Origin of the sequence: Neisseria sp. P0013.S005, from assembly GCF_051958425.1 — a bacterium.
Taxonomy (GTDB): Bacteria; Pseudomonadota; Gammaproteobacteria; order Burkholderiales; family Neisseriaceae; genus Neisseria; species Neisseria subflava.
In genome coordinates this window covers 52,008-63,173 of sequence record NZ_JBQCVL010000002.1, presented here as the reverse complement: position 1 = coordinate 63,173, position 11,166 = coordinate 52,008, and the positions used below count along the sequence as shown (strand labels likewise).

Annotated in this window: 10 protein-coding genes; 1 reads left to right on the top strand and 9 read right to left on the bottom strand. The window is 50.2% G+C overall.

What is annotated here, in order from left to right; translation table 11 throughout:
• Window positions 1-115: 115 nt before the first annotated feature.
• The 4 genes from rep to ACTHTA_RS02425 form a co-directional block, all read right to left on the bottom strand.
• Complete coding sequence (gene rep / locus ACTHTA_RS02440) at window positions 116-2,116, bottom strand: DNA helicase Rep (protein ID WP_440364119.1); 2,001 nt, start codon at window positions 2,114-2,116, stop codon at window positions 116-118.
• Window positions 2,117-2,206: 90 nt separating this feature from the next.
• Window positions 2,207-3,142, bottom strand: coding sequence for a dihydroorotate oxidase (locus tag ACTHTA_RS02435; protein ID WP_313971065.1), 936 nt, complete (start codon window positions 3,140-3,142; stop codon window positions 2,207-2,209).
• Window positions 3,143-3,367: 225 nt separating this feature from the next.
• On the bottom strand, window positions 3,368-4,549 hold the full coding sequence (locus ACTHTA_RS02430) for an aspartate aminotransferase family protein (protein WP_308888246.1): 1,182 nt from the start codon (window positions 4,547-4,549) through the stop codon (window positions 3,368-3,370).
• Window positions 4,550-4,661: 112 nt separating this feature from the next.
• The gene (locus ACTHTA_RS02425) at window positions 4,662-5,606 is read right to left on the bottom strand and encodes a class I SAM-dependent methyltransferase (RefSeq protein WP_313971064.1); all 945 of its coding nucleotides are present in this window, start codon (window positions 5,604-5,606) and stop codon (window positions 4,662-4,664) included.
• Between the two features lie 336 nt (window positions 5,607-5,942).
• Between ACTHTA_RS02425 and ACTHTA_RS02420 the strand changes: the two genes are divergently transcribed.
• Window positions 5,943-7,352: a DEAD/DEAH box helicase gene (locus ACTHTA_RS02420; protein ID WP_313971063.1), complete on the top strand. Its 1,410-nt coding sequence runs from the start codon at window positions 5,943-5,945 to the stop codon at window positions 7,350-7,352.
• A gap of 129 nt (window positions 7,353-7,481) precedes the next feature.
• On the opposite strand, the gene leuB is transcribed toward ACTHTA_RS02420, so the two are convergent.
• The 5 genes from leuB to ACTHTA_RS02395 all read right to left on the bottom strand — a co-directional run bounded on the left by leuB (window position 7,482) and on the right by ACTHTA_RS02395 (window position 11,099).
• The gene (gene leuB, locus ACTHTA_RS02415; RefSeq protein WP_004520344.1) at window positions 7,482-8,552 is read right to left on the bottom strand and encodes a 3-isopropylmalate dehydrogenase; all 1,071 of its coding nucleotides are present in this window, start codon (window positions 8,550-8,552) and stop codon (window positions 7,482-7,484) included.
• A gap of 66 nt (window positions 8,553-8,618) precedes the next feature.
• Window positions 8,619-9,482, bottom strand: a complete 864-nt coding sequence (locus tag ACTHTA_RS02410; RefSeq protein WP_308888243.1) for a DUF1444 family protein — start codon at window positions 9,480-9,482, stop codon at window positions 8,619-8,621.
• Between the two features lie 38 nt (window positions 9,483-9,520).
• Window positions 9,521-9,982: a YhcH/YjgK/YiaL family protein gene (locus ACTHTA_RS02405; RefSeq protein WP_308888242.1), complete on the bottom strand. Its 462-nt coding sequence runs from the start codon at window positions 9,980-9,982 to the stop codon at window positions 9,521-9,523.
• 64 nt (window positions 9,983-10,046) lie between these two features.
• Window positions 10,047-10,688, bottom strand: coding sequence for a 3-isopropylmalate dehydratase small subunit (leuD, locus tag ACTHTA_RS02400; RefSeq protein ID WP_308888241.1), 642 nt, complete (start codon window positions 10,686-10,688; stop codon window positions 10,047-10,049).
• A gap of 45 nt (window positions 10,689-10,733) precedes the next feature.
• Window positions 10,734-11,099, bottom strand: a complete 366-nt coding sequence (locus ACTHTA_RS02395) for a VOC family protein (protein WP_049331002.1) — start codon at window positions 11,097-11,099, stop codon at window positions 10,734-10,736.
• Window positions 11,100-11,166 lie beyond the last annotated feature (67 nt).

Here is an 11,166-nt window from a genome sequence, read left to right as displayed (position 1 = left end):
GAAGGAATGGGGATAGACAGGCGTAAAGGTCTAAAGTAAAAATTATTTGATAGTTGACTTTGACATTTTGCTGACAATAAGGCCGTCTGAAACCTTACTTTCAGACGGCCTTGCTTTATCCTTTTCTTTTATTTCCCAACATATCCAGCAATCCTGCTAAATTACTTTTTCCCTCTTCCTTGCTCACAATCGGCTCGCCGCCTTTGCGGCCTAGGATTTTGATGTCTTCCTGCGGCATTTCGTCTATAAAGCGGCTCGGCTCGGGGAACTGCCATGTGCCTTGCTTTTTGCGTTTGAGGCAGTGGGTCAGCGTAAGTTGGCGTTTGGCGCGGGTAATGCCGACGTACATCAGGCGGCGTTCTTCTTCGACGTTTTCTTCTTCGATGCTGTCGTTGTGCGGCAGGATGCCCTCTTCGCAGCCGACGAGGAAAACGTAGGGGTATTCCAAGCCTTTGGAGGCGTGTAGGGTCGAGAGTTTGACGGCATCGACTTCTTCTTCGCTTTTGCCTTCCAAGAGCGTCATTAGGGCGACGGTTTGGGCAAGTTCGATGATGTTTTTGCCGTCTTGTTCGCCTTTGCGCTCCAACCAGCCGGTCAGGTCGCTCACGTTGCGCCATTTGATTTCGCCAGCTTTACCCTCTTCACTGGCAAGCAGGTGGTTTTCGTAGTCGATTTCTTTGAGCAGGCCGTTGATGAGTTCGCCTGCTTCGCTGGTTTCGGCTTTGGCGCGGTAGTTTTCAATCATATCCATGAAGGCTTGCAGGTGTTGGCGGTTGGTATTATTCAACAGGGCAAGCGCTTCTTCTGTTTGCGCGGCTTCATATAGGCTGCATTCGTGTTCGTGCGCGTAGGTGTTGAGCTTGCCCAGTGTCACGTCGCCGATGCCGCGTCTGGGCGTGGTAACGGCGCGCAGGAAGGCGGGGTCGTCGTTGGGATTGGCAAGCAGGCGCAAATAGGACAAAACGTCTTTAATTTCGGCTTTGTCGAAAAAGCTTTGTCCGCCGGAGAGTTGGTAGGGAACGCGTGCGCTGCGCAAGGCCTCTTCAAAAATCCGTGCCTGATGGTTGCCGCGGTATAACACGGCGAAATCGGCGTATTGGGTTTTGTCGCTGCCGACCAGCTTCTGCTTGACGATTTGGCTGACAACCCAGTCGGCTTCGTGTTGCTCGTTTTGGCAGGCAACGACTTTGACGATTTCGCCTTCGCCGAACTGCGACCAAAGTTTTTTCGTGAACAGCTTGGGGTTGTTTTCAATCACTTTGTTGGCGATTTTGAGAATCCGCGCGGTGGAGCGGTAGTTTTGCTCCAATTTGATGACTTTCATCTGCGGATAGTCTTCCTGCATTTTGCGCAGGTTTTCCATGTTTGCGCCGCGCCATGCGTAGATGGACTGGTCGTCATCGCCGACGGCGGTAAACATGCCTTCCGCGCCGGTCAGAAGCTTCATCAGGGTGAATTGGCAGGTATTAGTATCCTGACATTCGTCAACCAACAGATAACGCAGCTGCCGCTGCCATTTGTTGCGCACTTCGCTGTTTTGCTGCAACAGCACGGCAGGCAGGCGGATTAAGTCGTCGAAGTCCACCGCCTGATAGCTTTGCAGGGTTTCCTGATAACTCGCATAGACGCGCGCTGTTTGTTGTTCCCACACATTAGCGGCCGTCTGAACGACATCTTCAGGCGTCTTTAAAGCGTTTTTCCAAAGGGAAATTTGATGTTGCGCTTTGAATATGGCTTCTTTGCCCGTACCGCCCAAGAGCTCGCCGATGATTTTGGCGCTGTCGGTAGAGTCGAGGATGGAAAAGTTTTTTTTGTAACCTATTTGATTGGCTTCTTCGCGCAAAATCTTCATGCCCAAAGAGTGAAAGGTGCAAATCGTCAGCCCGCGCGTTTGCGATTTGGGCAGCATTTTGGCAACGCGCTCCTGCATTTCCGTAGCGGCTTTGTTGGTGAAGGTAATCGCGGCGACGGTGTGCGGCAGATAGCCGATATTGACAATCAAATGCTTGATTTTTTGCGTAATCACGCCGGTTTTGCCGCTGCCTGCGCCGGCAAGGACGAGCAGGGGACCACCTAGATATTTGACCGCGGCTTGCTGTTGGGGGTTGAGTTTCATTGAAGGGGAAGACGGGTAATGTGGGGAGCAATTATACAACAAGGCCGTCTGAAATTTTCAGACGGCCTTGGGCGTTTTTTAGAGTAAACCCTATGCAAAATATTTCAATTTGCCTTTGAAGTCTTCCAGCTTCTCATAGCCTTTTTGCGCCATGATGGCTTTTAATTCAAGAGAAACACGTTCAAAAATGTCTACGCCTTGCTGGTGTAGCGCCGTGCCTATCTGCACCATGCTTGCGCCGCACAAGATGTGTTCAAACGCATCACGGCCGCTGTAAACGCCGCCCGTGCCAATGACTTGGATAGACGGATCTAATCTTTGATAGAACGCGTGGACATTGGCGAGCGCAGTCGGTTTGATGTATTGGCCGCCTATGCCGCCGAAGCCGTTTTTCGGGCGGATCACGACGGATTCGTCTTCAATATACATGCCGTTGCCGATGGAGTTGACACAGTTGACGAATTTCAAGGGATAGCGGTTGAACACTTTCGCCGCTTGATCGAAATGGGCAATATCGAAATATGGCGGCAATTTGATGCCCAAGGGCTTGTCGAAGTAGGTAAAGGCATTATCCAAAATCGTCTCGGTGGTTTCAAAGTCGTAGGCGATTTGCGGTTTGCCGGCGACGTTTGGGCAGGATAGGTTGAGTTCGGTAATGCCGTTGAACCCGCTGTTTTGCACCTTTTCCAACAGGATATGTGTTTCGCCGGGCGACAGGCCGACCAGTGATAGGAAAAATGTCCGTTCCGGCTGAGACTCTTGAAGGGTAAGCAGGTAATCCAGATAGTAATCAATGCCTTGATTCGGCAAGCCCATCGAATTGATACTGCCGAGAGGGACGTCCCGATAACGCGGCTCAGGGTTGCCTTGACAAGGGGTAAGCGTTGCTGTCTTGGCAATGAAAGTGCCGGCAGCAGATTGTCTGACCTCTTCCAATTCCTCAACAGTCATGCATGACACACCTGCTGCGTTCATCAGGCAGTTGTCAAAAGAAAAACCGGCGATTTGTGTTTCCAACGATACCATCTCCTGCTCCTTTTCTTCGAAAAATCAAATTGTTTGCCAAGCGTAACACGAAGAGGCGGTACGATTTTTAACAAACATCAAATGACAAAGCATGTAGGCGGATGTTGTTTTCAATATTGAAAAAAGGCCGTCTGAAAAACTCAAACGGTCTTTCAGACGGCCTTCACTATATGGCATCAATTAGGAACAAAAGCTGTCGGTTGATTTGGATATTGGGTTTTGAAATCAGACCAACCATTCGGCTAAGGCCGCTTCAAAACGTTTCAAGCCTTCGGCCATGTCTTCATCGTTCAGCAGCAGGCTGGGGGCGAAGCGCACCACATTAGCGCCGGCAACCAGTACCATCAGGCCGTGTTTCAAAGCGGCGGCGGTAATTTCCGATGCCTTGCCTGCGTATTTGTCCGCCAACACGCAGCCGAGCAGCAAGCCCATGCCGCGGACTTCTTTAAATATGCCGGTTTTTTCGCCTATTTCACGCAAGGCCGTCTGAAGTTTTTGGCCTTGTTGTTCAACGTGTGCCAATGTTTCGGGCGCATTGATGATGTCAAATGCACGACTGCCGACGGCACACGCCATCGGATTACCGCCAAAGGTCGAGCCATGTGTTCCGGGGCCGAAGGTTGGGGCGATTTTATCGGTGGTCAGAATCGCGCCAATCGGGAAGCCGCCGCCTAAAGCTTTGGCAGAGCTGAGAATATCGGGCGTCACGCCGTAATGCTCGTAGGCAAACAGTTTGCCCGTATGACCCATGCCGGTTTGCACTTCGTCCAGAATCAGCAATGCGCCGTGCTTGTCGCACAAACGGCGTGCGGCTTGCAGATATTCTTGGGTGGCAGGCAGGATGCCGCTTTCGCCTTGAATCGGCTCGATAATCACGGCGCAGGTTTTGTCGCCGACGGCTGCTTCCAATGCGGCAACATCATTGAAGGGAACGTGGGTAATGTCGGCCGGCAGCGGTGCGTAGTCTTTGCTATATTTGGGCTGGCCGCCGACGGATACGGTAAACAGGGTGCGGCCGTGGAAGCTGTTGAGACAGGAGATGATTTCGGTTTTGTGTTCGCCAAAATGATCGCGGCCGTATTTGCGCGCCAGTTTCAGCGCGGCTTCATTGGCCTCTGCTCCAGAATTGCAGAAAAACACTTTGTCGGCAAAGGTGTTTTCGACCAATTTTTGGGCCAATTCTTGCGCCGGTTGGGTGGTGTAGATATTAGAAATGTGCCAGAGTTTTTGCGATTGTTCGGTCAAGGCTGCGACCAAATCGGGATGGCAATGGCCTAGCGCGTTTACAGCAATACCGCCTGACAGGTCAATGTATTCTCGTCCTTCGGTATCCCAAACCCGGCTGCCGAGCGCGCGTTCCGGAATCATGGGGGCGAATGAGAAATTGGGCGTCAGGTAGTTTTGCATGTTCTTTTCCTTTTGAGATTGTCAACAATCTCTTGAATTATGCGCCTATTGGTTGAGAGATTCAATATGGTAATCAGGCCGTCTGAAAACTGGCTTTCAGACGGCCTGATGCTTATTTATGCTTGATTTCCCAGCATTGATGGATTTTTTTGTTGCGGAAATCGTCGGGAACGGACTGTTTGGAAATGTCTTTGACGGCGTATTGTTCCGATACCGAATCGTCCAGCACAAAGCTGCGTAGATTATTGGAGAAGTACAAAATGCCGTCTGAAGCGAGCAGGCTCATTGCTCCATCAATCAGCTTTTTATGGTCGCGCTGGATATCGAGAATGTCGAGCATCTTTTTGCTGTTGGAAAAGCTGGGCGGATCCATGACGATCAGGTCGAACTTTTTGCCTTCGTCTACGGCATTTTGCAGGTATTGGAACACATCGGCGCGGACGATTTTGTGTTGTTCGGGGCTGATGCCGTTGAGTTCGAAATTGCGTTTTGCCCACTCGAGATAAGTGTTCGATAAATCGACGGTTTCGCTGGATACTGCGCCGCCGGTTGCGGCATAGACGGTGAAGCTGCCTGTGTAGGAAAACAGGTTGAGGAAGCGTTTGCCACCTGCGGTTTCGCCGACTTTTTTGCGTGTGTTGCGGTGATCGAGGAAAAGGCCGGTATCGAGGTATTTGTCGAGGTTGACCCAAAACTTGCGGCCGTTTTCAGTGATGACGAAATCGTCGCCGGTTTTGCCGGTTTTCTCGTATTGCTGCAAGCCTTTTTGGCGTTCGCGGCGCTTGAGGTGGATTTGTTCGGGCGCAAAGCCTGTCACAAAACTAATAGCTTCCAATACATCCGCAAGCCATGCTTCGTATTCTTCAGGCTGTATCAGCCAGCCGGTATCGTATTCCTGAAGATGGATTTGGTCGCCGTAAACATCGACGGCAAAGGGAAATTGGGGAATATCGCGGTCGTAAATGCGCCAGGCTTCGATATTATTGCGTTTGGCCCATTTCATAAGATGTTTGATGTTTTTGCCCAAGCGGTTGGCAAAGGGGGTAATGTCGGTCATGGTTTCAGACGGCCTGAATAAGTATTGGGAAAGGTTTGGATTTTAACGCACTTGATGTCTTTTTGCTTGACTGTTGTCTATAAAATCTATATTATCCGCAGTTCGCCTTTTGATACGAAGCCATCGTCATCCAACCTAAACCGCCGTTTCGGGCGCGTTTCTTTTATTGCTTGCATATTTGCAAAGCCTTTTCTGTGCAGGTTGTCGTCGATGTTAACCACAAGCAAGATGCTTGCGACAACCCTGTAACTTCACATTTCCCGTATCGTTACTTTCCTTTGCTTCAGGTCGTCTGAAATTGTTCAGGCGTGCGCGTTGTTGTCTCTTAGGATAGATATGTCTATTAAATTTGCCGATTTGAACCTTGATAAAAACATTTTGTCTGCCGTAAGCAGCGAGGGTTATGAAAGCCCGACCCCGATTCAGGCGCAAGCCATTCCGTTTGCTTTGGAGGGCCGCGACATCATGGCTTCGGCGCAAACTGGCTCCGGCAAAACCGCCGCCTTCCTGCTGCCGACGTTGCAGCGGCTGACCAAACGCAGCGAGAAACCGGGCAAAGGCCCGCGTGCTTTGGTGTTGACTCCGACCCGCGAATTGGCGGCTCAAGTGGAAAAAAACGCGCTGGCGTATGCTAAAAATATGCGTTGGTTCCGTACTGTCAGCATTGTCGGCGGCGCATCTTTCGGCTACCAAACCCGTGCTTTGAGCAAACCGGTTGACCTGATTGTCGCCACGCCGGGCCGTCTGATGGATTTGATGCAGAGCGGTAAAGTTGATTTTGATCGTTTGGAAGTGCTGATTCTGGACGAAGCCGACCGTATGTTGGACATGGGCTTTATCGATGACATCGAAACCATCGTGGAAGCGACGCCGAGTGACCGTCAGACTTTGTTGTTCTCCGCCACTTGGGACGGCGCGGTGGGCAAACTGGCGCGCAAACTGACCAAAGACCCTGAAACTATTGAAGTTGAGCGTGTGGATGATCAAGGCAAAATTGAAGAGCAGCTGTTGTACTGCGATGATATGCGCCATAAAAACCGCCTGCTCGACCATATCTTACGCGATGCCAATATCGATCAATGCGTGATCTTTACATCAACCAAAGCCATGACCGAAGTCATCGCGGATGAATTGTACGAAAAAGGTTTCGCCGCCAACTGTCTGCACGGCGATATGCCGCAAGGCTGGCGTAACCGTACGCTGATGGACTTGCGTAAAGGCCGCTGCAAAATTTTGGTTGCCACCGACGTTGCCGCACGCGGTATCGACGTACCGACCATTACCCACGTTATCAACTACGACTTGCCGAAACAGGCTGAAGACTACGTTCACCGCATCGGCCGTACCGGCCGCGCAGGCCGTACCGGTATTGCGATTACTTTTGCCGAAGTGAACGAATACGTCAAAGTACACAAAATCGAAAAATACATTGGCCGCAAATTGCCTGAGCTGACCATCGAAGGCATGGAACCGACACGCAAACGCAAATCTGCCGGCGGCAAACCGAAAGGCAAAGGCGGCTGGGGCGATCGTAAATCCGGCGGCTGGCGCGGCGATAAGAAACCGGCTAAAGAAGGTTTCGGCGGTAAAGCTCGCGGCGAAGGCCATAAAAAAGACGGTTTCAAGAAAGATGGCTTTAAGAAAGATGGTTTCAAAAAAGCTGACGGTTTCAAAAAAGGCGGCGAAGGCTTTAAAGGCAAGCGCAAGTCTAACGACAGCTTTGGCGGCAAACACAAAAGAGGTTGATTGCTTCAATCTTAAGGCCGTCTGAATAAGACATAAGGGCGTGTGAAAACACGCCCTTTTTTATGGTTAAAAGTTTTTGCATATAAAAAAGCGTGGGATTGGTCCCACGCTTTTTTTCAGACGGCCTTCTTACAAAGCGGCCAATACGGCATCGCCCATTTCGGAGCAGGAAACCAGCTTAGTACCTTCTTCATAAATGTCGCCGGTACGCAAGCCTTGTTGCAGTACTTTTTGTACGGCGTTTTCAACTTGTTGTGCGCGGGCTTCGTCGTTCAAGCTGTAACGCAGCAACATGGCAAGAGACAATACGGTCGCCAGCGGATTGGCTTTGTTTTGACCGGCAATGTCAGGAGCAGAGCCGTGGGATGGTTCGTACAGGCCTTTGCCGTTTTCGTCCAAAGAAGCGGAAGGCAGCATACCGATGGAGCCGGTCAGCATGGAAGCTTCGTCAGACAGAATGTCGCCGAATATGTTGCCGGTGGCAATCACGTCAAATTGTTTAGGCGCGCGTACCAATTGCATGGCGGCATTGTCGACGTACATATGGGAGAGCTCGACATCAGGGTATTCTTTGCCGATTTCTTCAAAGATTTCGCGCCACAGTTCGGTGGTTTCCAAAACGTTGGCTTTGCCTACGGAGCAGACTTTTTTGCTGCGTTTTTGGGCGGATTGGAAGGCAACGTGGGCAATACGGCGGATTTCGCTTTCGCTGTATTTCATGGTGTTGTAGCCTTCGCGTTCGCCGTTTTCCAAAACACGGATGCCGCGCGGTTCGCCAAAGTAAATATCGCCGGTCAGTTCGCGTACGATAAGGATGTCGAGGCCGGCTACGATTTCCGGTTTCAAAGTAGAAGCATTAGCCAGCTCTTTATACAAAATGGCAGGGCGCAAATTGGCAAACAGATTCAAGTCTTTACGGATGGCCAATAAGCCGCGTTCAGGGCGCAGCGGACGGTCGAGATTGTCGTATTGAGGAGAACCGACTGCACCAAGCAGAACCGCATCGGCTTTACGGCAAAGGTTTTGCGTGAATTCTGGATAAGGATGGCCGTATTCGTCATAGGCTTCGCCGCCCAAAGGCGCGTATTCGTAGCTGACATCCAAACCTTGTTCGATAAGTTTGTCGAGTACACGGACGGTTTCTGCAACGATTTCAGGGCCGATGCCGTCGCCGCGCAAGATAGCGATATGTTTGGTCATTTCGGGTTTCCTTATGGGAAGGTTTTAAGTAAAGGGCAGGCCGTCAGTTTTTCAGACGGCCTTAAATCAATTTGCTCTGAAAACGCTGATTGTACCATTATGGTACTGGTAAAGCTGGGTAGAAATCGCGTAGGCAGAGTCTTCAAATGCCTGCAGGGCAATATTTGCCATCGCCTGTAAAGCCTCTTCATCGGACGGGCTGCAAACGAGCAGAGCGTTGCGTGCCGGGACTGCAAAAACAGGGTTGGCCGGCAGCATAGGATCGTCTTTAAGTACTTCGTCCAAAAGCAAAATCAGGGAAGCATCATAGTCGTTGTCCAAATGGATTTGAGCCAATGACCAACCTTCGGCATGATGAATTTGGACACGTCCATTCATCCGTTGGCGCAAATTATCCATGGCGGTACGATATAAGGCGTCTTCATCTTCAATACCGGCCTCTTTCATATGCTCACGATTGAGCGTATGCATGGATTCGTCCGTATCCACCATATAAAGCAACATGATATCGCCCGCAATCGGTTTATATACCAGATAATCGGCAGGTTCGGCTTCATCCGTATTTGTAATCAGTCTGGCGTTTTCCAAGTAAATCGTATTTTTAATCGTCGGAAGAATTTGTTGTGCTGAAACACTGGCATCAGTGTCTTGAATCTTATAGATAACCGCTAAATTGGCTGCAACAATAGCTTCCAAGGCCTCAGGATTTTGCAGATAACTTGTGTAATGGTTGCTCAAATATGTGCTGAATGATGCTTCATCGTCTTCGGAAAAATGGACGATGATCGGCGAAGACGCAATATTTTCACCCCAGTCGATTTTTGCCTCAAGATGCAATTCTTCTTGAATGCGACGGGCAAAGTATTCGACAAATTCCTGCCAAGTCATTAATTTAGGTTTGGAGCGGAACAACCTGTTGAAAAAAGACATATTTTGTCCTGAATAAGGGGGTAAGGCCGTCTGAAAAATTATAGACGTTCGGTCTCAACACGGATTTTAAAAACAACTTTGCGTATGTTCGGTCTGTCGCCGACCAATGGGGCATGCGCATCATTCGGGTAAAATAGCGCAAATTCGCCGGGCTCCAAAGTTAACCAGGTTTCCGGCTCGCAGTCGAAAAACTCGATATCGCGCTTTTCGTTGTAGCCTAAACCGTTTTTCAGACGGCCTCTGTCTATCCAGCCATACGTTTCGCTGCCATCAATCGGCGTTTGAATATCAATGTGTTTTAAGTGCGCTTCAGGCCGGGCTTCTCCCTGTGTCCTCATCGGCTCGCTGCCGATAAAAATACGGATATTGGGATTCTCGCATGGCACTTGGCCGTCCGGCAGCTTGGTAAAATCCAAGGTCTGCAACAGATGGAAGGCTTCGGCAAAGTCGGGATGCAAGGCAGCGTAGCGGGTGGCATTGCTTATGGTGTCGGTAATCATAATATATTTGTGTAGATTAAAGGCCGTCTGAAACACTTAAATTTTTCAGACGGCCTTTTGTATATCAACCGTTAAACAGCCAAGGCTGGCTTTGACGGCGTTTTTCTTCGAAGGCGTGGATTTCGTCAGCGTGTTGCAGGGTCAGGCCGATTTCGTCCAAGCCGTTTAAGAGGCAGTGTTTGCGGTGTTCGGTAATATCGAATGTGAATGTTTCGCCGCTAGGGGTGGTCAGGGTTTGCTCGGCAAGGTTGATGGAGAGCTGATAGCCTTCGTTGGCTTCAACTTCTTTGAAAAGCTGGTCCACCTGTTCTTCTGTCAAAACGATAGGTAAAAGACCGTTTTTGTAGCAGTTGTTGAAGAAGATATCGGCAAAGCTGGGGGCGATGATGGCGCGGAAGCCGTAGTCGTCCAATGCCCAAGGGGCGTGTTCGCGTGAAGATCCGCAACCGAAGTTTTTACGCGTCAACAGGATTTGTGCGCCTTGATAGCGTGGTTGGTTCAGGGAGAAATCAGGATTCAACGGGCGTTTGCTGTTGTCCATGCCCGGTTCGCCGTGGTCGAGGTAACGCCATTCATCAAAGGCATTGGGGCCGAAGCCGCTGCGTTTGATGGATTTCAGAAATTGTTTGGGGATGATGGCATCGGTATCGACGTTGCTGCGGTCGAGCGGGGCAACGATGGCGGTAATTTTGGTAAAGGCTTTCATGTCAGATTCTTATAGTAATAATGGGAAATTTTATGGCTATTCGGGTTAGCGTGTACTGTGCAAACCGATTCGGTTGCCTTCTGTATCTTCGATAAATGCTGCAAAGCCGTTGGCAATGCGGAATTTCTCTTGTAACAGTTTGCCGCCTGCTGCAACGGCTTTTTCTGCTGTTTCGGCACAATCCGGGCAATTGAAGAAAATGGTTGTACCGCCGTGGCCGGGCTGAGCGTTGCTGTCGTGCCAAATCATGCCGGCCGTACCGTGTTGGGTGTAATCGGCTGGAAAAATGATGAAACGGAATCCGTTGCCGCCAACGTCTTGCAGGGGTTTGCCGAATACGGATTCGTAAAAGGCTTTGGCGCGATCCAAATCGTGAGCGTGAATACCAAACCAGCTTGACGGATTACTCATTATTTCTTCCTTTTGCTTGGAATCGTGAAAATGTCTGAACAAGTAATAAAGTATCAGGCCGTCTGAA

Coding starts and splice junctions, on each gene's coding strand:
- rep (WP_440364119.1), bottom strand. CDS start 2,116: ATGAAACTCAACCCCCAACAGCAAGCCGCGGTCAAATATCTAGGTGGT.
- ACTHTA_RS02420 (WP_313971063.1), top strand. CDS start 5,943: ATGTCTATTAAATTTGCCGATTTGAACCTTGATAAAAACATTTTGTCT.
- ACTHTA_RS02395 (WP_049331002.1), bottom strand. CDS start 11,099: ATGAGTAATCCGTCAAGCTGGTTTGGTATTCACGCTCACGATTTGGAT.
- leuD (WP_308888241.1), bottom strand. CDS start 10,688: ATGAAAGCCTTTACCAAAATTACCGCCATCGTTGCCCCGCTCGACCGC.
- ACTHTA_RS02410 (WP_308888243.1), bottom strand. CDS start 9,482: ATGTCTTTTTTCAACAGGTTGTTCCGCTCCAAACCTAAATTAATGACT.
- ACTHTA_RS02435 (WP_313971065.1), bottom strand. CDS start 3,142: ATGGTATCGTTGGAAACACAAATCGCCGGTTTTTCTTTTGACAACTGC.
- ACTHTA_RS02430 (WP_308888246.1), bottom strand. CDS start 4,549: ATGCAAAACTACCTGACGCCCAATTTCTCATTCGCCCCCATGATTCCG.
- ACTHTA_RS02425 (WP_313971064.1), bottom strand. CDS start 5,606: ATGACCGACATTACCCCCTTTGCCAACCGCTTGGGCAAAAACATCAAA.
- leuB (WP_004520344.1), bottom strand. CDS start 8,552: ATGACCAAACATATCGCTATCTTGCGCGGCGACGGCATCGGCCCTGAA.
- ACTHTA_RS02405 (WP_308888242.1), bottom strand. CDS start 9,982: ATGATTACCGACACCATAAGCAATGCCACCCGCTACGCTGCCTTGCAT.